The following is a 25787-nucleotide window of genomic DNA, read 5'->3' as shown; positions in this document are numbered from 1 at the left end:
ATTAATTATCCCCGGGCTTTACTGCTGATGTATCCAAATCAGCAGCCGTCGCAAAGCCTGATTTTTTGGCCGCTATTTGGGCCGCTGTCTTGGTTTTTTTAATACGATAACGACTATCAAGCATACTTAATACAGCACCGAACGCCATGATAAGTGCACCAAGCCATATCCAACGAATAAGCGGTTTGACATAAATACGCACTGCCCATTCGTTGCTATTTACAGCGATAGGCTCGCCCAGTGCTACGTACACATCGCGCAGCAGACTGTCATCAATCGCCGCTTCGGTCATTGGCATCATGCTAATAATATAGTTACGTTTTTCAGGGTATAACGTGGTCACAGCGCGGCCATCTTTAGTCACTTCGACCTCAGCTTGGGTCGCATCATAGTTACTGCCTTTGACTTCACGGAAGCCTTTAACGGTGAAGTCGTAACCTTGGACATGGACACTATCATTTGGCCCCAATGCCACATCACGCTCGATACTTAAGGTGCTGGTAAATGCCACACCAATGACGGCAATGACCACACCGAGATGAGCAGTCTGTTGCCCCCAATAGCTCAGGCGTAATTGACCTAAGCCTTTGAGTCGACTTGGTGCATTTTTGGTTTTGTCTCTAAAGTCAACAACCATCCATAGTAGCACCCAAAAACTGACTGCTAGCGTCACACCGATATTGAGCATCGCCGATGGGCTTGTAAAGTAAGTGATAATCGCCGCCAACACTAAGCTACTTACGGCGATGACCATACCAGCGCCCAATAGCGGTCGACTGTCTTTCTTCCAGCGAATATTAGAACCCATGCCCATCGCTACCAATAGCAACCACGTTAATGGCACAAATAGCGCATTGAAATACGGAGGGCCCACCGATACCTGACCTAGATTAAAGGCATCAGCAATAATAGGATAAAGTGTACCGAGTAGTACGACTAACGTTGAAATCAAAATGATAACGTTATTAATCACCAAAAATGACTCACGGGAAATCAACTGATATTGGCTTTCAACGGTCAAACGCCAGCCACGTAACGCAAACATCAGCAAACCACCACCAACGATGACGCCAAGAATGATTAAAACGACTAGACCACGCGTCGGGTCAGCGGCAAATGAATGCACTGAGGTAATAACGCCTGAACGCACAAGGAAGGTACCCAGCAAACTAAGTGCAAACGCAAAAATAGCTAGCATGATCGTCCATGCCTTAAAGACACCTCGCTTTTCAGTGACCGCAAGCGAATGCAGCAGGGCAATACCAACCAACCACGGCATCAACGAAGCATTCTCTACTGGATCCCAGAACCACCAACCACCCCAGCCAAGCTCATAGTAAGCCCACCACGAGCCAAGCGCGATACCAACGGTCAAAAAGCCCCAAGCCGCCAGTGCCCATGGACGCGACCAGCGGGTCCATACCGCATCTAAACGACCTTCCCACAGCGCCGCCATACAAAAAGCGAATGGTACAACCAAGCCCACATAACCCATATAAAGCATCGGTGGATGAATAATCAAACCAAAATCTTGTAGCACAGGGTTTAGATCTGCGCCATCGACAGGAAGGTTAGGTAGCGTACGTTCAAACGGTGACGAGGTAAAGATAAGCATCGCCAGCATCATCATCTGCACGCCAGCCAATATTACCAAGACCCGCGCACGCATAGACAATGGCAGACCACGGCTGAAATAAGAAACCAGCGCACACCACGTGGCCATGATGGTCATCCATAACAATAGTGAACCTTCATGCCCGCCCCACGTCGCCGACAGCTTATAGTACCAAGGCAGCAACGTATTGGAATGTTGAGAGACATAAATGAGGCTAAAGTCATTGTAATAAAAGCCTGCCATCAACGCGCCAAATGAGGTGATCATCGCCGCAAATTGCGCCCAGGCAAGACTTGGTGCCAGACGCTGCCAAGCAACGTGGTCGCGCATGACGCCAATGGTTGGTAACACTACCTGCAAAATCGCCAATACAAGGGCGGCCAGCAAGGCAAAATAACCCAATTCTGTGATTAACATACGGTCTAACCTTGTTTACCTTAATACGGTCATTGTTTATTTTATAGATTGGACTTTTAGGATGTATTGAACAGTCAACTATGGCATTGCTGACTATGGGCACTGCTGATAGTTACTGTCCAACACGCCCTAAGATCGGCAAAAGTATCCAGCATTTATCACTACTATTTATACTGTTACGATTTTGCCTCTAGCCATTGCAACTTGGGCGCTTACAGCATGGTACATTAGCGGCAACTTGTCACATTGATGTATCCACTCTGTATGTAATGTGTATAAAAAACATAAAAGCCTATTCATTATTGCATCGAGGGAAAAAACACCAAGACCAGATGTAACCAACCCGCCAAAAATCCTGTTAGCCCACCCAAAACAATCAAAGTCATCTCGTCTTCCCGAAACGCTGGACGTAATAGGTTTTGAAATTCATTTGGCGTTAGAGCGCGAATCCGATCACGAAACAGCCCAAATATTTTACTGGCACGACTTTCATTGAGCTCAGGGTCACGCAGCGGTACCATCGTAGCGACAATAGACTTATCAATAATGGTGTTTTTTAATTGCCCATACTCACGGCGACCTAAGCCCACACGTAGCGTGGTACGAATCACTGGCGACTCTAGCACCTCGTATAAATGGGACTTCATCAAATCACGCGTTTGCGCTGCACGGTCACCATACATCATCTCATTCATGATGTTCTCAAGTGTCACCAAATCATTTACCACAATCTCTGCGAACACCTCAGAAACTTCTTCTTGGCGCTTCATAAAACCGCCTTGTAGACGATACTGCGCGATATGTGGCACCTGAAGCTTAATAAAGGGAAAACCACGCTGCACGGTAAAAAACTTCAAATAAGGGATAAAATGTGGTTCTACTGGATTAAAGACCATCCAGATAGCAATCCAGTTGGTCAGAAAACCCCAAATTGCGGCAAAAAATGGCACCGTCCAATGCTGCGGCACCACCAAAAATATAAACATTTGGATAATACCAAAGATCAAACCAATCAAGGCACTAATATGCCAAATAAAATTGATCTCTTTTTGGCCTACTTTTAAAAACATATCCACCATCAAACGGCGATCGTTTTCCATCGTATTGACGATCATTTTACGCATATCGACCAAGTCTTCGACATGATAGGTCAAATCAGTGACCAAAGACTGCATAATACTGGGCAGCTCTTTGTGCGCTTGGGCATAAACTCGTCGTTTTAGGGCATAAGGCAGATTGCCCCACAGCGCTGGCGAGTGCTCCAGCATGATTTCATCGATCAATGGCTCAAGGTTTTTATCCACGGTATCAGTGATAAACACTGCCATCTGCTCAGGCTCCATCGCCTGAAAAAACTCATCGAGCGAGCCAAGTTTTGAGAGCGTTTGGTCAACGATAACCCCAGATATCTTGCCCGCCTTTCTTGGGACAATACCCTGCCAGCCGATACCCGGCAGCCCAAAAAATGGAAAGTTTGGAATACGAATACCCCAGAACTTAATCGGATAGAACAGCATTTTCAGCGCCATCCACACATGTATCCAAGTAACGAATGCCGTCACTGGTGGAATAGTCAGCATGGCAAGAAACTCTGGGTGTTCAGCTATCGTCTGCCACAATGAAGTTGCATCCATGACTTATCTTGTCCCTGACAGGTTAATTATCGTTGCTCATAAATAGCTTAAGAAAAACATCTTAAGCAAATAAGAACGCTTAAAAAAGACGTTCGGCCCACATAACTACTATGAAATAAATCGCCTGATTTTAGCATACTTGCTATTCATTAGCACACGGTGACCCTAGTCAAGTTGTGACTAGAGATAACACGTTTCGTCCGTTGCTCTCACAGTGAAAGCATTAAAATAGGTTAGTATTAAGACTTGTACTGCACACGACAAAACAATTGACCGACTACTGCGTCTTTTCAGTTGTTCTGTTATAATTTACAATACAACAATAGCAGATAATTGCATTCACATAGTGACATCATAATGTTAAGCCATATCAATCTATCTATTTGAAATTCTTTGTATTATTCTTTATGCTTACCGCCTTTTAATGAAACGCCCCGCCCACCTATCTATACTTTCTATACCTTTTTATTGACTCACTGACCGTTTGGGCCCTAACTTTATATGAATAAACCACTAACTCCCGCCGCCGAACAGGTCAATCGTATTTTTGCCAATCGTATTATTATCTTTGGGATTGTGATAGTTATTGGCTTGGGCGGCCTCATCATGCGTTATGGCTATTTGCAAGTCTACGCTCATGATAAATACACTACACAGGCTGATAATAACCGTATTAAACTGATATCGGCTCCGCCAAGTCGTGGTTATATTTACGACCGCAACGGGGTGATATTGGCAGACAACCAGCCTGTATTTACGGCGATGTTAAGTCCTGATGAAGTCGAAAACCCAGAGCGGACCTTAAATTTACTCGCCCCTATCTTTGAGCTAACGGATGAAAATATTACCGATATTTTAGCGCGGCTAAGTAAAAGTAAAAATGACCCAGTGACTATCAAGATTGACTTAACTGAAGCTCAATTAGCACAGTTCAGTGAACGTAAACCTTTTTTTCGCGGGGTGACCATTCAGAGTAAGCTGACGCGCTCCTACCCTTATGATGAATTATTCGCGCACGTTATCGGCTATGTCGGTCGCATTAATGACAAAGAAACCAAGCGTATAGATAAAGATCGTTATGCGGGTACTGACCTTATCGGTAAAATCGGTATCGAGGATTACTATGAAGATATCTTGCTCGGTCAACCTGGTTATCAGTCGGTCGAGACCGATGCCTATGGCAATATTTTACGTCAATTAGATACCAAGCCACCCATAGCAGGTAATGATATTACCTTGAGCCTAGATTATGGCTTACAGACCGTCGCCCAGCAGCAGCTTGACGGTCGTCGCGGTGCGATTGTGGCAATAGATCCCCAAAATGGTGACGTATTGGCCTTTGTTAGTAATCCAAGCTACAACCCTAACCCTTTTATCTCGGGTATCTCATTTAAAGACTACGGCGCGCTGCGAGACGATCTTGATCAGCCACTGTATAACCGTGCGCTACAAGGGAATTACCCACCTGGCTCGACTATCAAACCTTTTGAAGGCTTAGGCGGCATTCATTACGGTCTACGTAACTGGGAAACAACTATTTATGATCCCGGTTATTTCAGCCTGCCGGGTGACTCACACCGTTTTCGAGATTGGAAGCGCGGCGGTCACGGTACTGTCAACCTAAAGAAATCTATCGTGATGTCAGTCGATACTTATTATTATAAGTTGGCGTATGAAATGGGCATTCAACGCTTGCACGACTGGATGGTGCGCTTTGGTTTTGGCGAAAAGAGCGGCATTGATTTACCTAACGAAAAACCAGGAATCATGCCCTCACCAAAATGGAAAAAGGATACCTACGATAAGGGCTGGCTACCGGGTGAGACGATCTCTGTCAGTATTGGTCAAGGTTATTTCTTAGCCACGCCGTTACAAATTGCAAATGCGACCGCCATGACGGCCAACAAAGGCAACCACATTACCCCGCATCTATTAAAAAGCAGCGACGGTGCGGCTGCAGTGAACGTCATCACCAAGCCTGATGGCAAAATCGAATACAATGGTCAGCCTTCTGACTGGACGCGCATGCACGATGCGATGGAAGAAACCGTCAAAAATGGTACGGCACGGCGCGCTTATAACCCACGCTATCGTACCGCCGGTAAATCCGGAACCGCGCAAGTAAAATCCATTGCCCAAGGTAAAAGTTACAATAAAGCAGCGTTAGATTCTCGCCACTGGGATCACGCTTGGTTCAATGGTTTTGCGCCTGTAGAAGACCCTCAAATCGCCCTTGCTATTTTGGTCGAAAACGGTGGTGGTGGCGGTGCTGTTGCCGCTCCCATCGGTCGTGAACTGTTTGATTATTGGGTATTGCAACGTAAAACCAATCCTATTTTGCCACCATCAGCGGATGAGCTTAAAGCCATTAAACGTCAAAAAGCTTTTGACAAAGCCATCAGTGATGCGCTGCGTGACAAAGAAGACAAAGCGCTTGCCGAACAACAGGCACTGGCTGAGCAGGCACAAGCAACAACGCCCGAGTAAAATATTGCTAACGAGACAACATTATCGAAATTACATTATTGAGATTACATAATGAAAAAAGACTCAAGCGGCCGCACACCAAAAAAAAGCCCTAAAGCAAAAAATGTGGCGGGTGATGTGCGTATCATTGGCGGTCAGTTTAAACGCCGAATTGTGAGATTTATCGATGCAGAGGGCTTACGTCCGACGCCAGACCGTCTGCGAGAAACCTTGTTTAACTGGTTACTGGCTGATATTCATAGTGCGCGCGTCCTAGATAGCTGTGCCGGTAGCGGCGTGCTGGGATTTGAAGCTTTATCACGTGGCGCGGCTCATTGCACGTTTATCGAGATGAATGCGACCCAGAGCCAAATGCTACGCCAAAGCGCCGAGCAACTGCGTCTTGAACCATCCACTTATCAAATAATTCACGGCACAGCTGAGCAAGTATTATCTCAGCATCAACCTACTCAGGCTCGTTTTGATATCGTCTTTATCGACCCCCCTTATGCCCAGAATTTGTGGCAGCCTATTTTGACCGCACTCATCACTCAGTCGTTAATCGACGCAGATACATTAATTTATTTAGAAGCGGATAAAGATTTAACCATTCAATTAAATAAATTGGCAGAAACTCTTGCGGCTGAAACAAAGACAACGCAAGGTATGATCGGTTTTGAGTGCCTAAAACAAACCAAAGTTGGACAAGTTGTCGCTGGACTTTATCGTCTATCATCGTCATAATTGTCGGGTTAATGAAACCATTAATAAATTTCAAATGTTTAAAACCGCTAAAAACTGGCCAACGCTGCAGTTTAATGTATATAAGGCGAAAATAAACCCCAATGCAGCTTGCAAGCGTAGGCGCTACTGCTTATAATGTGCAGTCTGTTTTTTGAGAGCCCCGTTCCCAGCTAAACTCTCAACGAATTCTAATTTTAAGGTTTTATCATGAAAACACTTAGTGCAAAACCAGCTGAAGTGACCCATGACTGGTATGTCGTAGATGCTGACGGCAAAACCCTTGGTCGCTTAGCCACTCAAATTGCTACTCGCTTACGTGGCAAGCATAAAACTTCTTATACTCCGCACGTAGATACTGGTGACTTTATTGTTGTCATCAATGCAGAAAAAATCGCGGTAACGGGTAAAAAAGCGCAAGATAAAAAGTACTATCGTCACACTGGCTACCCAGGCGGCATTAAAGAAACCAACTTCACAAAGCTGCTTGCAAATAAGCCTGAAGATGTTCTACATAAAGCAGTTAAGGGTATGCTTCCAAAGGGCCCTCTTGGCTATGCGATGATCAAGAAGCTGAAACTATATGCGGGTACTGAACATCCACATACTGCACAGCAACCTAAAGAACTAGACATCTAAGGATATACTTATGGAACGCAATTACGGAACTGGTCGCCGCAAGACGTCTACTGCTCGTGTCTTTTTAGCGAAAGGTACTGGTGCTATCGTTATTAACGGTAAGCCACTTGAAGAATACTTCAGCCGCGAAACTTCACAAATGGTCGTTCGTCAGCCACTAGAGTTGCTTGAGTCTACTAACGCTTATGACGTTTATATCACTGTGAAAGGTGGTGGTATGACTGGTCAAGCTGGCGCAATCCGCCACGGTATCACTCGTGCACTAATTGAGTTAGACGACACCAACAAGCCTGCTCTTAAAGCAGCTGGCTTCGTGACTCGTGACTCACGTCAAGTTGAACGTAAGAAATTGGGTCTACGTAAAGCACGTAAACGTCCACAATTCTCAAAACGTTAATCAAAGCTATCTCTTACTTTTTTGCCACTGTTGTCTTTATCTCAGAACGACAGTTGCAGTATTAAAGAAAAGAGTAGATTTGCAAAGCCTTATAAGCTGGTCACAGCTTATAAGGCTTTTTTATGCCTGATACTTTTATAAAAACAGTATTCTTATAAAAAATGGCTTTATAAAGATGATCGTTTTTAAAGGAAACTCACTTTCATTAAAATCAATTTTTACCTACGACTACTTTGGCGATAAATCTCCCATCACAAGGCACAAACCGCCTTGCAAAGCTGCGCTTATTACCCCATCATAATAATAACTTTTCAGTATTAGTAACCATGTTATGAAAGCGCCTGAACAATACGATCCCAGCAAACCTTCTGCAACAGGCAGTACACCACCGCCGAATACGCAGAAACCTGCCAAGTCGCCAGCGATACCGGCTGGTATGCCGACGATTACCCAAAATCATAAGCGCACAGCACCCATAGAAAAAAAGCCCTTTCAATGGCAGTTTTTATTGCCTAAATATTGGGGTATTTGGCTGCTGGCGGCGCTGGTTTTACCCCTGATATATTTGCCATTACGTTGGCAGTTTTGGTTAGGTCGTAAGCTCGGCATGTTAATCTATAATACAGTAGGCTCGCGTCGACGTGATACGCTCATTAATCTGAGACTGGCCTTTCCCGAAAAGCCCGAAGCTGAGCGAGAGCTGATGGCCAAGCAGGTTTTTGTCAATCAGGGCATTGGTGTGTTTGAAACCTTATGTGCATGGTTCCGACCAAATGTTTTTACCCGCACCGTTTCTATCTCTGGATTACAGCATCTTGTTAATGCCCAAAACGACGGTCGCCCAGTTATTCTGCTAGGCGCTCACTACACCATGCTTGATTTGGGCGGTTTATTTTGTGCGCAATTCTTCCCTTTGGATTGCATGTATCGTCCGCAAAACAATCCGCTTCTTGATTGGTTTATTTATAACGGTCGTACTAACATTTTTGGCAAGCAGATTGCCAGCCGTGACATGCGTAGCCTTGTTAATTCTATCAAAGCCAAACATGTGATTTGGTACTCGCCTGACCAAGATTATGGTCTTAAGCAAGGTGTCATGGCGCCGTTCTTTGGTGTGCCCGCTGCTACTATTACTGCTTCGCGGCGTATAGCTAAATTAGGCAACAAAGCACACCCACCAGCATTAATGGCACTGCATACTTATCGCCAAACACCTGATAACTTGCCTAAAGGCAAACGTCCGCATTATCATCTGACCATTACGCCAGAGCTTGACAACTATCCAAGTAATGACGAAGTGGCTGATGCCACGCGCATTAATGAGTTACTGGAAGGTTTGATTCGTATCGATCCAACCCAGTGGATGTGGTTTCATCGTCGTTTCAAAAATGGCCCTAATGGGCGTACGGATACCTATAAATAATTAGAGAAAATTTGCTATACTTTGTGGCTAATATTTTGTGCTATTCATAATATATAAATAGCCACATAAATATCCTACATTGATAATAATTCGATAAACAAAAACTTTATAAATAAATGACGGATTTTCCATGAGTAATAACCGCACTTCTGATAAGCAGAATTCCAACAGCCAAACTTCTGATGATTCAACACAGAGCAAACGCATTTTAACGGGTATCAAACCGACCGGCACCCTACATTTGGGCAATTACGTTGGTGCTATTCGTCCAGCGATTCAGTCTATTCAAAATAGTGACGACGAAGCGTTTTTCTTTTTGGCAGATTATCATGGCATTATTGGCTGTTACGACCCTGCCGTTATTCATGAATCAACCAAAGCCATTGCGGCGACTTGGATTGCCTGTGGTCTTGACCCTGAGCGCGTGACTTTTTATCGTCAATCAGATGTGCCCGAAATTCCCGAACTGGCTTGGATTTTAAACTGTTCATGCGCCAAAGGCTTAATGAATCGTGCCCATGCTTATAAAGCGGCAGTCGATATCAATATGGAAAAAGAAGATGTCGATCCTGACCAAGGCATTAATATGGGGCTATTTGGCTATCCGGTACTCATGGCAGCAGACATCTTGATGTTTAATGCCACTCACGTGCCAGTTGGTCGCGACCAAATTCAGCATATCGAGATGGCACGTGACATCGCCGGTACTTTTAACCATCGCTACAAAACGCTGTTTACGCTACCGTCAGCGGTCGTTGATGATAATATCCCGCTCTTGACTGGTCTTGATGGCCGTAAGATGAGTAAAAGCTATGGCAATACCATTCCTCTATTTGGTGAGCCTAACCCGCAAGTGAACCCTGAAAAACAGATGCATAAAGCCATCATGAAAATTGTAACCAACTCACAATTGCCTGCGGAACCAAAAGACGCTGACGATTCGGCTATTTTTGAGATTTATAAAGCTTTTGCTACTCCTGAAGAGATTGCCGATATGCGTACGCAGTTTGCTGCTGGGATTGGCTGGGGTGATGCCAAACAAGCCTTGTTTGATAAAATCAATGCCGAGATTGCCCCATTCCGCGAGCGTTATCAAGAACTGATGGCCAACCCAAAAGAGTTAGAAGAGATTTTACAAATGGGTGCGGACAAAGCCCGTCGCCACAGCCGTAAACAATTAGACAAAACTCGCCGTGCTATTGGTATCCGTCCCCTCGCCAAACTTAAATAATCATTTGGTTATGACAATAGAATACCATCATGCAAAGTGAACGATTAGCCGAACCTAGCGCAGAGGTTCAAGATATGTCTCTGCGCATCTACCAGACGCCTGTACAACATCTGCCAGAAGATCTGTATGTACCGCCGCAAGCATTTGCCATTTGGTTGGAGCAGTTTGCGGGGCCATTAGACTTTTTGTTATATCTGGTCAAAAAAAATAATGTTGATTTGACCCAAATGCAGATACTGCCCATCACTGAGCAGTATCTAGCTTATATTAGCGAGTTGGATACTGCTCATTTTGAATTGGCAGGTGATTATCTGCTGATGGCGTCGACATTGATTGCAATCAAAACTGAGCTACTGTTACCTAAGCCAGAAACGCCTACTGATGAGCGTGACCCAAAAGCTGAGCTGATAGAGCGTCTCGAAGAATATGCGCAAATTAAAGTAGCCAGTCAGCGCTTGGACAGTCTTATTCGTCTTGAGCGTGATGTGTTCTTGTCACTGGTTAGTATGCCCAATCAAGATATTATGAATGCTGAGCTACCCAACTATTCGCCTAATATGTTGATTGATAGCTTATTTAAAATGCAGCTACAGCCCGATTATCAAATGCATAGTATTAAAGCCGATACCGTTCCGCTCTCTGACCGTATCGCCAGTATCAGTCGCCAACTAAGCACTGATGGCACCTGCTCCTTTTATGAGTTACTAGATAAGACACAAGGCAAGATAGGTGTGGTGGTCAGCTTTGTCGCGGTGCTGGAGCTGATGAAGCGGCAACTGATTGGTGTAGTGGGCTCTGAGTTAGAAAGCACTCCCCCCACTGATGATGACGATATAAAAGACAATCAAATTAAACCGCTAAAATTACAGTGGCTGGCTTAATGGTTTTTAAAAGAGAAAGTTTCTAATGGCAGATATTGACGATATAACGCACGATGATAGAAAACAAAAACGGATATTAACCGCCGTAACGCCATCGACGATAGAACAGCATCAATATATTGAAGGTATAAGCAAGCATATCGAAGTATTATTACACGCCTCAGAATCACCGCTCACTACCAATACTCTAAAGAAGCACCTGTCCCTATCTACTAAAGAGCTAACTCAAGCTTTAGCGTTACTACAACAACGCTTAGACACGGGTGTGCTGAGCTTACATGAGACGGCCAGTGGTTATCGGCTGCAAGTCTCTGATAGCTATAGCAGCTTAATCCAGCGCGTGTTTCCGCAACGTCAAGAACGCCTGAGCCAAGCGTTGCTTGAAACGCTGAGCGTCATTGCCTATAAGCAGCCAGTGACACGCAGCGACATAGAACATGTGCGCGGTGTGACATTATCAAGCAATATTTTGCGCCAATTGTTTGATAAAGGTTGGATCATCGAGGACGGTTATAAAGAAACGCTAGGGCGTCCAGCGTTATTACACACCACCGCGCAGTTTTTAGATGCCTTTGGATTGAGTCATTTAGACCAGTTGCCACCGATGCCGGATATGAATGCCATCAAAGCGATGTCCTAGATAATTTAAAACAAGACTCGTATATCATATATATTGGCATAATAAAAAAGGACATACCATTTAGGTATGTCCTTTTTTATTATCCTAATCGCTAAAGTTTTGATTATACGTCAGCGACTGGCTCCTACCAATAAGCGCTTAATGATTACTTATTAACTGCTTATTGATTAATGACATCAACGCCTTTAGGCGGGGTGAATTTAAATTGGCTACTATTGATACTCGGATTCATTTTGATACCACTGAATTTAATCGTCGTGGTTTGACCAAGGCTATCATTCAATACCATCATGACTGGCTTACCACCATTAAAGCTCATAGATAAGCTTTTAAAGCTGGCACTATCTGACTTAGGATACAGCACATAATAGTTTTTATTGCCATACGGCTGAGTGATTTTGAAGTTTTTATCAATCTTATTTGGCTCGCCTGATAATAGTAGTGCTGGGGTATTACCAACTTGACTATCAACATTTTGCTTAGTGGCTTGCTCCAAATCCTTATCATAAACCCACATAGAGTTGCCATTGGCAATGATTAGTTGCTCTGATGGTGATTTGGTTTCCCAGCGAAAGTTATTTGGGCGCTGAACACTCATTGAGCCAGAAAAAGTACCACTATTGGCGCCTTTTGTGGTTTGGCTAAAGTTCGCCGTCATGCTTTTAGTGTTCGCCAACAGTTTATTTAAGCGTTTGGCAGCGGTTAGATTGTCAGCAGGTGCCGCTGTTGCTGATTGTGTTAATGCCATCATAGGAGCAGCAACACCGAGCGACGTCATCAATATGCCCGTTAACGCCCCACCCATCACTTTTTGTTTTAACGTTGTGTTCTGTTTAATCGATTTGTTCGTTGATAAAGTCATGATAAATCCTCTCTAAAAATGCAAAATAGCTTAAAAAATAAAATGTTTTATTAAAATTTTTGTTTTCTATAAATGTTTATTTGAGCACTATAAAACCAGCGCTAATAAACAATGGAGACAGTGTGCCAGTTTTTTTATTGCGCGCCTAGTCATGATTTGCAATGATTACTACGCCTGACATACAGGCTTGTAACCAGTGCCGTTACACAGTATATGATGTTCTATGAGTGGTACAACGAGTATCAAAGGCAGGCATCAAAAAGCCCCTACTACCAAACGGTAATAAGGGCTTTTTAGTCATCCAGTTATTTTATTCAAAAAGAATAAAATAAGGTAGATGGGCAATTATGCGTTTTCAACCATCACATAACGACGGTTAAATTTGCCTTTGGTTGCAAACTTCACTACACCGTCATTCAGTGCAAATAAAGTATGGTCACGACCCATGCCAACGCCTTCGCCTGCGTGGAATTCTGTACCACGTTGACGAACGATGATGTTACCGGCAACGATGGTTTGACCACCAAAGATTTTTACGCCGAGCATTTTTGGGTTTGAATCACGACCGTTACGAGTCGAACCTGCAGCTTTTTTATGTGCCATGAGAAAATCTCCTTGTTAATGTGACTTATCGCTAATGCGACAACTCTTAAGCATTTAGTGCGCTGTTTAGCGATTATCGCTAAATGGGTAATTAGGCATTAATGGCTTTGATTTTTAACAAGGTGTACCATTGGCGGTGACCTTGTTCTTTGTGATAATGCTTACGACGGTTGTGTTTGATGATACGGATTTTTTCGCCGCGACCATGTTCAACCACTTCAACTTCTACGCTAGCACCATCAACGACAGGCTGACCGATTTTGACAGTTTCACCGTCAACAACCATCAACACGTCTTCAAATTTGATTGTTTCGCCTTTTTCTGCTTTTAGTAGTTCAACTTTTAAAAGCTCATCGACGACTACACGGTGCTGTTTACCACCAGTTTTAATTACTGCGTACATTGTATGACTCCGTTTAACCCGTGTGCCGTGGCTGATATCATACCAGCGCTTTTGCGACGAACACGACAGGGAAAAATTAAAGGCAAGATTTTACGGCTTTTTGCTTATAAAAGCAAGCCGTTCATCTCACTCGTTTGGCGTATTTTTGTAAGGTGGTTTCATTAACAGTCATTATTTTATTGCTATCTATGTCGTTGATTTTGAAGCTATCAAAGAGGGTATTTAATACCAAAATATCTAGAGCCCTTACAACGGATAATGACCTAAGCCCAACTGCGGTTATTATAACTTATATAATCAGTTACTTACAGTCTTTTATCAACCCATTCTGTACCTGAAAAACCATTAAGTAAACGAGTATTCATATCATCCAATATCAGGGCATTTTTATCATGGCTATTTCTTCTTTATCTCAGATAAGGATCAATAAAAAGAAAACCGTGCGGCTTTTGACAGGCTCCAATCAACAATTTAACCATCAATTTAACCACATAGCTATGCTATCATAAGAAAAAATCAGGCCTTACCTATATTTTATAACGCCAAGGCTGTAAAAAAATTCTCTATTCTTATTAATATGACTATCTATTATGACCAGCACTCCTTTAAGCAATACCCCAGCCGCACCTAATTCAACACCTGACTATGCTGAAATCCAAAATATCGTAACAGATGATTTTGAGATTATGGACAAGCAAGTATTCGGTAGCCTAAATTCAAAAGTGCAGCTAGTGATGAGCGTGTCACAACACGTGATCAATGCGGGTGGCAAGCGTATGCGTCCTTTGATTACCTTGTTATGTGCACGCATGTTTGACGACAATCCATCAGAAAAAGCCATGCATTTGGCAGCGATTACTGAGATGTTGCACACAGCAACCCTGGTTCATGATGATGTGATTGATGAATCAGGTCAGCGCCGTGGCAAGCCAACAGCCAATGCCACTTGGGACAATGCCACAGCGGTATTGGTCGGTGACTATCTGATTGCCCGCGCCTTTAATCTACTAGTTGGTTTCCAAAGCTTGCCATTATTGCAGGTATTCTCAGACGGTACTTGCGATATTGCAGAAGGTGAAGTATTGCAGCTGCAACATCAGCACAACCCTGCCGCGACTGAAAATGACTATTTACGCATTATCGATGGCAAAACCTCTCGCTTATTTATGATGGCGACCCAAGGGGCCGCTATCTTGCAGAATAAAACCGAGCACTTACAAGCATTAGCAGATTTTGGTCAGCATTTTGGTAATGCATTCCAGATTGTTGATGACGTACTTGATTACAGTGGTGACAGTGAATTGATGGGTAAAAACCTAGGCGATGATTTGGCAGAAGGCAAGCCGACGCTACCCACCATCAAAGCGCTAGAGTTATTGAAAGAGAGCGATACAAAAGGATATGAAAAACTGCGTCTCGCGGTACAGACGGGTAAAACCGAAAATACTGAGCAGCTGATCGAACTGGTACGCGGCTCAGGCTCATTAGACTACTGTAAACAGCGCGCTTTAGAAGAAACTAAATTGGCTCAGCAAGCACTTAGCACTTTACCTGATAACCGTTATCGTACTGGGTTATATCAGTTGACAGAACTTGCTAGCGCGCGTTTGCTATAGCGTCTCTGTCATTCTTAATAGCTATTTCTGTTATGAGATTAAATATTTCACTTTAGAGAGCACTTATGCCCCTTCATTTCAGCGGTCACATTTAGTGGTTGCTAAAATTGTTATTTTACTAACAACCCTGCTCTCTCATGACTTAATAGCCTTAATACCAATATGGCTTTAACGTTTTAACAAAAGCTTACAATTATTTATACTTGAGCATTTTCTAACTGTGTTTTAGCTGTTAATGAACAAGAGACTTGCTATAACAGCATTTTATTTATTCGTGAAAGGTAATATTACGGTTCTTTGCAATGAATCCTTTGCTTAACGACTTGACTGTGGGGTTACCCCTATAGTTTATAATTACTGGTTCAATTTATGATTCAATTTTGTAGCTTAGCTACGACTTTGATACCAAAGAGTCTCGCACCAGTACTTAATGTATATCGCTGTTAGATGTCCTAGTAACGATATTTTGCTAAAACAGTTGTATTGAAAGCTTTTTTAGCAAAAATAGTATGGTGTTTAGAGCAAAATTAATTTTTACATTCAATACACTAAAATTTATTGATAAACTTTTTATACTGCCATTATTTATTTTATATATACTGCCGAGGACATTGATGAAGCACTCTTATCTTGCGCTTGTAATAGCATCTGTACTATCTGGAGCTGTACTGGTTGGCTGTGACAAAAACGAGGACGCCGCTGGCGCTGAAGCCGCTCAGCAGCAGATGCCGCCTGCGGTTGTCAACGTCCAAACTGTCACCCTAGATACCGTACCCCAAGTACAGACTTTTTCTGGACGTACCGCCGCCTACCAAACTGCCGACGTCCGCCCACAGGTTAATGGCGTCATTGACGAAGTACTTTTCCGCGAGGGTGGTAATGTCAAAAAAGGTCAGCCACTTTATCGTATCAATACCGATAACTATGCTTCTTCGGTAACGAGTGGTCAAGCCGCTGTGCAACAATCACAAGCCAACTATCAGACAGCCATGGCAAATAATGCCAATGCAAAAGCCGAACTGGGCAGCCGTCAAGCATCATTGGCTCAAGCACAAAATGACTTACAACGTTTGCAAGGCTTGGTTAGTATCGATGCCATCTCTAAACAGCAATACGAGCAAGCGCAAACGCAAGTACGTACAGCACAAGCCGCTGTACAAAGTGCTGCTGCCGCTGTTGGGCAAACACAAGCCGGTATCGAGAGTGCAAAAGCAGGTATCCAAACAGCAAAAGCAGGTTTGGACGCTAGCACCTTGGACCTTAACCGTACTATCGTACGCGCACCTCTCAGCGGGCGCTCTGACCGCTCTAGCGTTACTGCTGGTACGCTGGTCAGCGCTGGTCAACCCGATCCCTTAGTGACCATTTCACGCTTAGATCCTATTTATGTCGATATTAGTCAGTCATCATCTGATCTATTAAGACTACGCCAGCAGATTTCTGAAGGCAAAGCACAAGCCGGTATGAATAGCGTGGAGTTAGTGTTAGAAGATGGCAGTGTTTATCCAGTGCGCGGCAAACTGGCCTTATCAGAGGCAAAAGTCGATGAGTCTACAGGCGCCGTGACATTGCGTGCGGTATTCCCGAATAGCGACAACATTCTATTGCCAGGTATGTATGTCAGCGCACGCTTAACCCAAAGCGTCATCACCAATGCAGCTTTAATACCTCAAAGCGGGCTTATACGTACTCCTAAAGGTGATACGCAGGTATATGTCGTTGACAAAGATAATAAAATTCAAGTACGTCCGGTCACTATCAATGGCACATACGACGGAAAGTGGTTAGTTACTGATGGGCTGAAAAATGGTGAAAAAGTCGTTATTATTGGGGGTTCAAAAGTCAAACCTGAGCAAGAGGTGGTCGCTAAACCGTTAGAAAACCCGAACTCAGCACCGTCTAAACAAGGTGCACCTAATGCAAAAACACCTCAGCAAGCCGCAAAGAAAATGGATAAACCTGCTGATAAAGACCCTTCTGCCAAAAAACCAGCAGAAGACGCCGCTAACTAATTCCATTCAAAGATAGGAAGACCTAGGGATATACTATGTCACGTTTTTTTATTGATCGCCCTATTTTTGCATGGGTGATGGCTATTTTAGTCATGCTCATCGGGATAATATCGGTCATCAATCTACCGATTGAACAGTACCCACGTATTGCGCCGCCGACTATTTCGGTCAGCGCAAACTATCCTGGTGCGAACGCGCAAACTGTTGAAGACTCAGTTGTTCAGATTATTGAACAACGTATGAAAGGGCTTGATGGCTTGATGTACATGTCATCATCGAGCTCCTCAAATGGTGGGGCGTCAGTCACGCTTACCTTTGAGAATGGTACAGACCCTGATACCGCTCAGGTACAGGTACAGAATAAACTCCAAGCAGCAATGAGCTCGTTGCCAGAACAAGTACAGCGGCAAGGCGTCAACGTTAATAAATCCTCCAGCAGCTTTTTGATGGTGCAAGGGTTTATTTCTGAAAATGGCGAGATGGATAAGGCTGATATTGCCGATTACATTAACTCGAACGTCGTCGATCCGCTCAGTCGGGTTGAAGGTGTGGGTGAAGTTCAGGTATTCGGCTCATCTTATGCAATGCGCATTTGGCTAGATCCTGCCCGCTTACGCAGCTATAACATGGTGCCCTCTGATGTGGTCGATGCGGTACGAGCGCAAAATGCGCAAGTATCAGCAGGTCAACTGGGTCAAGCGCCCGCTGACTCAGATCAGCAGGTCATTAACGCGACGGTTACTGTACAAAGCTATTTGCAAACCGCTGATGAATTCAAAGACATCTTATTAAGAACCAACAGCTCTGGTGCACAAGTTCGCCTAGGTGATGTTGCAGATGTTGAGATTGGTAGTGAAAACTACAGCGTTAATGCGTTATATAATGGTAAAGAATCTGCTGGTCTTGGTATCTCCCTCGCCGGTGGTGCCAACGCTCTAGAAACTCGTGAGTTGGTTGGCGACCGTATGGCAGAGCTGGAGCAAAGCTTCCCAGCAGGTCTAACGACGGTAGTGCCTTATGACACCACACCATTTGTACGCTTGTCTATTGAACAAGTTGTCAAAACCTTAATTGAAGCAATTATATTAGTATTTATCGTCATGTTCATTTTCTTACAGAACTGGCGTGCTACCATCATTCCTACCCTTGCAGTACCTGTGGTATTGTTAGGTACTTTCGCGGTGCTTTATCTCGCCGGCTTTAGTATTAACGTATTGACTATGTTCGCATTGGTACTATCCATTGGTCTACTGGTGGATGATGCCATTGTCGTGGTGGAGAACGTCGAGCGGATTTTGGAGGAGGATTCTGAAATCTCCATCAAAGACGCCACGATACAATCGATGGGTGAAATTAGTAAAATCGTTGTCGGTATCGCCTTGATTCTATCGGCAGTATTCGTACCGATGGCGTTCTTTGGCGGCGCAACTGGTGTTATTTACCGTCAGTTTGCCATTACCTTGATTACCAGTATGGTGCTATCAGCTCTAGTAGCACTTATCTTCACCCCTGCTCTCTGTGTCACTTTGCTCAAACGTAGCAAGGACCATGAAAAAGGTAATACTGAAGAAAAGAAAGGCTTCTTTGGTTGGTTTAACCGTTCTTTCGCTAAAGCCAGTCGCTCTTACGAAAACTTTGTGGGTAAAAGCTTCCGCCTAAAATGGGTCTACTTTATCGTTTATGCCGTCATTATCGGTATAATGGCAGTAGTATTCTTACGTATTCCCAGCTCATTTTTACCCGAAGAAGATCAGGGTATTATGTTTACCCTAGTGCAGTTACCTGCTGGTGCCACGCTCGATGAAACAGACGCTGTACTCGAAAAAGTCAACGATTATTACGAGTCTGAAGAAGACGGTAACGTTGAGTCTGTGTTTACCGTGTCAGGCTTTAGCTTCGCCGGTCAAGGGCAGAATATGGGCCTAGCATTCGTACGCTTGACTGATTGGGCCGACCGCAAAGGTGATGAGAATACCGCCCAAGCAGTCGCCGAGCGCGCGATGGGCTATTTCTTTTCCCAAAATGAAGCTCAAGTATTTGCGATTGTACCGCCAGCCATTACCGAACTTGGTAACGCCAGTGGTTTTGATTTAATGATTCAAGATAACGGCAACGTCGGTCACGACGGTCTACTAGAAGCGCGTAATATGCTGCTGGGTATGGCTGGTGAAAATGATAAAGTCACTGGTGTTCGTCCAAACGGACAAGAAGATGCGCCGCAGCTAAAAGTAAATGTTAACCAAGAACAAGCCGCTGCTTATGGCTTATCTATGGCTAGTATTAATAGCGTCATCTCAACCGCGTGGGGCTCAAGCTATATCAATGACTTCGTTGATCGTGGTCGTATTAAGCGTGTGTTTGTGCAAGGTGAACCAAACAGCCGTACCAACCCTAACGATATTGGTAAATGGTACGTACGTAATGATGTGAACAATATGATTCCGTTTGACGCTTTCTCTAGTACTGAATGGCAATCAGGCTCACCGCGTCTGACCCGTTATAACAGCTTACCGTCTATGAACCTTCAAGGTAGCGCTGCACCAGGTTTAAGTACCGGTGATGCGATGGACTCGATGGAAGCGATGATGGAAAAGCTACCTGACGGTGTAGGCTATGAGTGGACCGGCATGTCACTTGAAGAGAAAAAATCGGGTGCTCAAGCGCCGATGCTATACGCCATCTCAATCTTAGTGGTATTCTTATGTCTTGCTGCTTTGTATGAGAGTTGGTCAATTCCATTCTCAGTCCTATTAGTCATTCCACTTGGGGTCTTGGGGGCGGTGCTATTTACTTGGTTCCGTGGCTTCTCCAATGACGTTTACCTACAAGTTGGTCTACTAACGGTCGTCGGGCTATCCGCCAAAAACGCCATCTTGATTATCGAGTTTGCGAGGGATCACCAAGAGGATGAAGGTTATAGCCTGAAAGAGGCGGTAATGACCGCGGCTCGTCAGCGTCTACGTCCAATTATTATGACCTCGCTTGCCTTTGGTCTTGGTGTTGTGCCATTATTCATAGCCACGGGCGCTGGGTCTGGTAGCCAAAACGCCATCGGTACCAGTGTTGTTGGTGGGGTTGTTACCGCCACAATCTTAGGTGTTTTCTTTATTCCGATGTTCTATATTTGGGTACGTAGTATTTTCCCTTATAAAGGTAATGAAGGCCATCAACCACCTAATAACGATGATCCGCAAGCCCCAACTCCCTCTGAGAGTTATCAGCCTGTAAGCTTTGGAGATAATACACAATGAGTTTTCGTTCCTTTTTCACCCCTAACTCAGCCACCAAAGCAGTAGTCACTACTGCTCTGGTGCGCCCAACTACAGGCACATGGTTTGCCCCTACCACTATGGTTGCGAGTGTTTCTATATCACGGATACGCAAAAATAGTGGACGCTTGCTGGGCTTGTCTGCATTAGCAATGAGTATGGCGGCGTGTAATACTATCCCAAAAGCGGATACACGCCCTGTGCTTGCAGAGCCTAATGTGCCGATTGAACAAACTTACGGTGCTTTTGATAGTGAGACCGTTAGTAACGGTGAGCAGCCTAGCATCGCTAGTCAACGCTGGCAGAACTTTTATAGTGATGAGCGCTTGAAAGGCTTAATTGCCTTAGGTCTTGAAAACAATAAAGACTTTGAAAACGCACGCTTAGCCATTGAAAAAGCACGGGCACAATATCAGATTACCGATATTCGTGACCTGCCGACGATTGATGGCAGCGCTGGTTACTCACGAAAAGCTCAGAATAACGTCGATAAAAACCCTAACAGCAGCTATAACGTCAATCTTGGTCTCGCTAACTATGAGTTAGATTTCTGGGGCAAAATTGCTAGCCTAAAAGATCAAGCGTTACAGAACTTTTTGTCAACGGCTGCTGCAAAAGATTCGACCCAAATTAGCCTCATTAGTAACATTGCCCAAAGCTATGCCAACTTAAGCTATAGCCTAGCGCAGTTAAAACTGGCTGAAGCAACGGTTGAAAGTCGTGAGAAATCACTATTTATCGCTGATAAACGTTTTGAAGCCGGTATCGATCCTAAGCTACCGTCGTTGCAATCAGGTGCTTCGCTTGAGAACGCTAAACTTGCGGTATTACGTGCCCAAAGCAGTATTCTAAAATCGCGTAATGCCTTACAGTTTTTAGTTGGCGCACCTATCCCAGGTGACTTAATTCCAACACCAGCAGTTAGTAATATCACTAACCAGCAGATATTTAATGCAGGTCTGCCAAGTGAGTTATTACGCTATCGTCCTGATGTGCTGCAAGCGGAATACAATCTAAAAGCCGCTGGTGCTAATATCAAAGTGGCACGAGCTTCTTACTTCCCCTCTATTAGCCTTGCTAGTAGCGTTGGTGTGAGTAGTGGTAGCTTAGACGACTTGTTCAAAAGTGGCTCGGTTGGTTGGTCGTTTGGACCAAGCATTAGCGTACCTATTTTTGATGCCGGTCGTTTAGATGCAGAATATGATGTGGCCAAAATTGAGCAAGAACAAACGCTTACCAGCTACGAGAAATCTATCCAGACAGCCTTCCGAGAAGTCTCTGATGTGCTAGCAACTCGCGCAACACTTGGTGAGCAGCTAGAAGCACAGTATCGTCTGCAAGACAACTTTGAGCAAACGTATCAAATCGCAGATGCGCGCTTTAAAGCAGGTATCTCAAACTATCTGGATGTACTCGATGCGCAGCGTTCACTGTTCTCAACTCAACAAGGGATTTTAGATTTAGAGCTACAGAAAGCCATTAGCCAAGTCGAGCTATACCAAGTACTTGGTGGCGGCGCTAATCTGAATGATGTTCCGAGCGTTATACCTGTGCCGCGACACAACAACTTAACCCAAGTGGCTTATAGCGATGAAGCTAAAGCGGCTAATGTGGTTGACGCTGCCAGTTCAGCGCGTGTGGCTTCGCCGCAAGAGGCTTTAGCGATTAAGCAGTCACAGTCGTCAACGACTAGCACGTTTGAGCCTAGGACTGTCGTCGATGTTAATAACGATGGCAAGGCAGATGCGGCAGTGGGTACTGTCCATAAAGAAACAACGGTTGAACAATTACCCGAAGCGCAGGTTGTTGAGCCTTAAACTGTTTTGACATTTAATCCTTGTAAATCGCAACATCACAACATTGTGACTTTGTAATGACGTTTCATAATCACGTTGACAGTAGATAAGTACAATAAACCCTGCCAACTTGGTAGGGTTTATTGCTTTCATAGGCTGTTTTTTACTATATAGTTGATTCACTTTAAAACCGATACGAGTGCTACTGGAGTAAATTTTTTGCTGCCTCTGTCACGCTTGCGAACAGCAAGCAAAAAAAATTTATAACAGTAGCACGTAGCTAACAATGTATCGATTTTATTTAGAACTACCTATAGTAAGCCCAGCATATTGAACATTGTTTTGTACTCCCCTATAAAGACAGCTTTATAATAGTAATCATATCATCCAATAGCACCATACAATCTAGTGACACTATAATAAGGAGTTACCATGACTTATACTTTTAATCGCCAATTCCCTGCCACTCGCCTACGCCGCTTGCGTTATAACGATAACGTAAGAGCAATGATTCGTGAGGTCGAGCTACATCCTAAGCATTTAATTGCACCCGTCTTTGTCATCGAAGGTGATAACCAGCGCGAAGCAGTCGCAAGTATGCCAGGAGTTGAGCGTTTATCAATCGACCTACTTATTGAGCATGCTAAAGCACTATTAAGTGAGGGCGTGACCACTATCGATATCTTTCCTGTTATCGATAATAGCTTAAAAACTGCTGATGGCAGCGCGGCATATGATGAAAACGGCCTCACCGCTCGTACGGTAAAAGCCGTGAAAGATGCCGTTCCAGAAATGGTAGTGATGACCGATGTGGCGCTAGACCCTTATACTTCTCATGGTCAAGATGGCCTACTTGATGACAGCGGCTATGTCATGAACGACGAAACCACTGAGGTGTTGGTCAAGCAAGCTTTGGTTCATGCGCGCGCGGGTGCTGATATCATCTCACCTAGTGACATGATGGATGGCCGCATCAAAGCTATGCGTGACGCATTTGAGGCAGAAGGCTTTGTCAATACCGCTATTATGGCCTACTCAGCTAAGTATGCCTCTGCCTATTACGGTCCGTTCCGTGATGCGGTCGGTAGTGCGGGTAACTTAAAAGGCGGGCACAAAAAACAGTATCAGATGGACTTTGGTAATCGTGCTGAAGCGCTACATGAAGTCGCGATGGACATCAATGAAGGCGCGGATATGGTCATGATTAAGCCAGGCCAGCCCTATCTTGATCTGATCCGTGAAGTCAAAAACACCTTTGGCGTGCCGACCTTTGCGTACCAAGTCTCTGGCGAATATGCGATGCATATGGCCGCGATTCAAAACGGCTGGTTGACTGATGCGGTAATTTTAGAATCTTTAATTGGCTTCCGCCGTGCTGGTGCTGACGGTATTTTGACTTACTTTGCACTAGAAGCAGCACGTCAGCTAAATAACGCTTAATATTGAGCAGTGTGCTTTTTGTATTGTGGACGCTATCGCGCCAGCTGAAAACCATCAGCTGGCGCTTTTTTTATCTCTAAAGTGGTTTAAAACACTGATGAGTAGTGCTATAAACACGCACGGTCATGTGGCTTATTAAAATCAATTATAGGACCTACGGGTATGATACGAGTAGGATTAATATTGGCGTGACTGGTGTAATAATGCGCCTTAATATGATCCATATTTACCGTCTCTGCGATACCTGAGATTTGATATAAGTCACGCAGATAGCCCCAAAGATTTGGGTAATCAACGATACGGCGGATATTACATTTAAAGTGCCCGACATAAACGGCATCAAAGCGTACTAATGTCGTAAATAAACGCCAATCTGCTTCAGTGATCCTATTATCTATCAAATAACGCTGGTTTTCTAAACGTGCCTCTAAAGTATCTAGCGCATCAAATAGAGTGACGACCGCTTTTTTATAGGCCGCTTCTGTGGTGGCAAAACCTGCCTTATAGACACCGTTGTTGACCGCATCATAAACAAATGCATTAGTTTCATCGATTTCTGCTATTTTGTCTGACGGTAAAAAATTACCTGATACTGCTCCCACTTCATCAAAAGCTGAGTTAAACATACGAATGATTTCAGAGGATTCATTACTGACGATAGTATTGGTATGTTTATCCCATAATATCGGTACTGTGACCCGCCCTGTATAGTCTGATTTCGCTGCAGTATAAATCTCATATAGGTAGCTGGCATTCACAATCGGGTCAGCAATAACGCCTTCTTCCTCTGCAAACGTCCAACCTTTATCACCCATAAACGGATGAACCACAGACATCGTAATCATGTCCTCTAAACCTTTAAATTTTCGATAAATGATTGTACGATGTGCCCAAGGGCAGGCAAGCGAGACATATAAATGATAACGATTGGCTTCGGCTTTAAAACCGCTCTGACCTGATGGCCCAGAGCTTCCATCTGCTGTGACCCAGTTTCTAAATCCCGCTTCTTCGCGCTCAAAGCGCCCACCACTAGAGTCTGTGTCATACCATTTGTCTTGCCACTGACCATCAACCAATAAGCCCATCTCATTCTCCGATTTATTGCAGTTTTAATTTCATATCGATCGTTTTCTATTTACAATAACATTGCCACCAAGCCTAGCCAATAGAATTCGCCCTGCTATAAATAAGAAAAACTAAATAACCATTATAATATATTTAATAAAACTACACAAAAAAGTTTATATATCACTCAATATAAGGCTTGATACTCAACTTAGATTAACACATGAAGTGCAATACCAAATGTGAGGTGAAAAAAAGACCTAGATGCGCTAGCATCAAAGTTTTTATCCACCGACCAAAGTGAGATTGCAACCATGAACTATACACATCTAAGCCTAGGTGAACGATACCAGATTTATGCCCTTAAAGGGGCAAAACATAGTATTAAATTTATAGCGAGGGCGTTAAACAGAAGTCCCAGCACCATATCAAGAGAGCTAAGGCGTAATAAAGGCCTGCGCGGTTACCGAGCAAAGAATGCTAATAACAAGGCTTGTGACAGACGATCAAACAACGCCGTCACTATTATTGCTGATGTATGGGATTGGGTCACAGACAAGCTAAAAGACAGCTGGAGTCCTGAACAAATAGCCGGCGTTCATGGTGGTATTAGTCACATGAGCATCTATCGCTATAT

The 25787-nt window shown here is 44.0% G+C and carries 20 protein-coding genes; 14 read left to right on the top strand and 6 right to left on the bottom strand.

Annotated elements, in window-relative coordinates; genetic code table 11:
* Nucleotide 1 precedes the first annotated feature (1 nt).
* Together EI162_RS05130 and EI162_RS05125 are read right to left on the bottom strand one after the other, a co-directional pair.
* Nucleotides 2-2032 carry a heme lyase CcmF/NrfE family subunit gene (locus EI162_RS05130; protein WP_192523352.1) on the bottom strand — a complete coding sequence of 677 codons (2031 nt, stop codon included), beginning with the start codon at nt 2030-2032 and terminating at the stop codon, nt 2-4.
* A gap of 299 nt (nt 2033-2331) precedes the next feature.
* On the bottom strand, nt 2332-3666 hold the full coding sequence (locus tag EI162_RS05125) for a hypothetical protein (protein ID WP_192523351.1): 1335 nt from the start codon (nt 3664-3666) through the stop codon (nt 2332-2334).
* A gap of 501 nt (nt 3667-4167) precedes the next feature.
* On the opposite strand from EI162_RS05125, the gene mrdA reads away from it, so the two are divergent.
* The 8 genes from mrdA to scpB all read left to right on the top strand — a co-directional run bounded on the left by mrdA (nt 4168) and on the right by scpB (nt 12084).
* Entirely contained in the window at nt 4168-6153 is a 1986-nt protein-coding gene (mrdA, locus tag EI162_RS05120; protein WP_192523350.1) for a penicillin-binding protein 2, read from the top strand.
* A 51-nt stretch (nt 6154-6204) separates the two neighbouring features.
* Entirely contained in the window at nt 6205-6876 is a 672-nt protein-coding gene (rsmD, locus tag EI162_RS05115) for a 16S rRNA (guanine(966)-N(2))-methyltransferase RsmD (RefSeq protein ID WP_192523349.1), read from the top strand.
* Between the two features lie 207 nt (nt 6877-7083).
* Entirely contained in the window at nt 7084-7512 is a 429-nt protein-coding gene (gene rplM, locus EI162_RS05110) for a 50S ribosomal protein L13 (RefSeq protein ID WP_192523348.1), read from the top strand.
* A gap of 10 nt (nt 7513-7522) precedes the next feature.
* Nucleotides 7523-7909, top strand: a complete 387-nt coding sequence (rpsI, locus tag EI162_RS05105; RefSeq protein WP_192523347.1) for a 30S ribosomal protein S9 — start codon at nt 7523-7525, stop codon at nt 7907-7909.
* A 331-nt stretch (nt 7910-8240) separates the two neighbouring features.
* Nucleotides 8241-9332, top strand: coding sequence for a lysophospholipid acyltransferase family protein (locus EI162_RS05100; RefSeq protein WP_192523346.1), 1092 nt, complete (start codon nt 8241-8243; stop codon nt 9330-9332).
* Nucleotides 9333-9462: 130 nt separating this feature from the next.
* Nucleotides 9463-10563: a tryptophan--tRNA ligase gene (locus EI162_RS05095; protein WP_192523345.1), complete on the top strand. Its 1101-nt coding sequence runs from the start codon at nt 9463-9465 to the stop codon at nt 10561-10563.
* 29 nt (nt 10564-10592) lie between these two features.
* Complete coding sequence (locus EI162_RS05090; protein ID WP_192523344.1) at nt 10593-11444, top strand: segregation and condensation protein A; 852 nt, start codon at nt 10593-10595, stop codon at nt 11442-11444.
* Between the two features lie 25 nt (nt 11445-11469).
* Nucleotides 11470-12084, top strand: coding sequence for an SMC-Scp complex subunit ScpB (gene scpB, locus EI162_RS05085; RefSeq protein WP_192523343.1), 615 nt, complete (start codon nt 11470-11472; stop codon nt 12082-12084).
* Nucleotides 12085-12244: 160 nt separating this feature from the next.
* On the opposite strand, the gene lolA is transcribed toward scpB, so the two are convergent.
* The 3 genes from lolA to rplU all read right to left on the bottom strand — a co-directional run bounded on the left by lolA (nt 12245) and on the right by rplU (nt 13952).
* Nucleotides 12245-12946 (bottom strand): outer membrane lipoprotein chaperone LolA, encoded by a 702-nt coding sequence (gene lolA / locus EI162_RS05080; protein ID WP_192523342.1) that lies wholly within the window; start codon nt 12944-12946, stop codon nt 12245-12247.
* Nucleotides 12947-13291: 345 nt separating this feature from the next.
* Nucleotides 13292-13549, bottom strand: a complete 258-nt coding sequence (gene rpmA / locus EI162_RS05075; RefSeq protein ID WP_192523341.1) for a 50S ribosomal protein L27 — start codon at nt 13547-13549, stop codon at nt 13292-13294.
* Nucleotides 13550-13640: 91 nt separating this feature from the next.
* Nucleotides 13641-13952, bottom strand: a complete 312-nt coding sequence (rplU, locus tag EI162_RS05070; protein ID WP_192523340.1) for a 50S ribosomal protein L21 — start codon at nt 13950-13952, stop codon at nt 13641-13643.
* Nucleotides 13953-14542: 590 nt separating this feature from the next.
* On the opposite strand from rplU, the gene EI162_RS05065 reads away from it, so the two are divergent.
* From EI162_RS05065 to hemB, 5 genes are all read left to right on the top strand, one after another.
* On the top strand, nt 14543-15568 hold the full coding sequence (locus EI162_RS05065) for a polyprenyl synthetase family protein (protein ID WP_192523339.1): 1026 nt from the start codon (nt 14543-14545) through the stop codon (nt 15566-15568).
* A gap of 614 nt (nt 15569-16182) precedes the next feature.
* Nucleotides 16183-17580: an efflux RND transporter periplasmic adaptor subunit gene (locus EI162_RS05060; RefSeq protein WP_192523338.1), complete on the top strand. Its 1398-nt coding sequence runs from the start codon at nt 16183-16185 to the stop codon at nt 17578-17580.
* A 35-nt stretch (nt 17581-17615) separates the two neighbouring features.
* On the top strand, nt 17616-20831 hold the full coding sequence (locus EI162_RS05055) for an efflux RND transporter permease subunit (RefSeq protein ID WP_192523337.1): 3216 nt from the start codon (nt 17616-17618) through the stop codon (nt 20829-20831).
* A complete protein-coding gene (locus EI162_RS05050) occupies nt 20828-22666 on the top strand; it encodes an efflux transporter outer membrane subunit (RefSeq protein WP_192523336.1) in 1839 nt (612 codons plus the stop codon). The genes EI162_RS05055 and EI162_RS05050 overlap by 4 nt, the downstream gene beginning before the upstream one ends.
* Before the next feature lie 411 nt (nt 22667-23077).
* Nucleotides 23078-24085: a porphobilinogen synthase gene (gene hemB / locus EI162_RS05045; protein WP_192523335.1), complete on the top strand. Its 1008-nt coding sequence runs from the start codon at nt 23078-23080 to the stop codon at nt 24083-24085.
* Between the two features lie 107 nt (nt 24086-24192).
* Here the strand turns inward: hemB and EI162_RS05040 are convergent, their stop codons facing one another.
* Nucleotides 24193-25170 (bottom strand): glutathione S-transferase family protein, encoded by a 978-nt coding sequence (locus EI162_RS05040; RefSeq protein WP_192523334.1) that lies wholly within the window; start codon nt 25168-25170, stop codon nt 24193-24195.
* 294 nt (nt 25171-25464) lie between these two features.
* Here EI162_RS05040 and EI162_RS05035 point away from each other — a divergent pair.
* A partial coding sequence (locus EI162_RS05035; RefSeq protein WP_192523333.1) for a helix-turn-helix domain-containing protein occupies nt 25465-25787 on the top strand: 323 nt, incomplete at its 3' end.

The organism is Psychrobacter sp. FME6, assembly GCF_014861365.1.
In the GTDB taxonomy this organism is placed as follows: Bacteria; Pseudomonadota; Gammaproteobacteria; order Pseudomonadales; family Moraxellaceae; genus Psychrobacter.
Note: the sequence above shows the minus strand (reverse complement) of the source record. Positions and strands in the feature narration are given on the sequence as shown.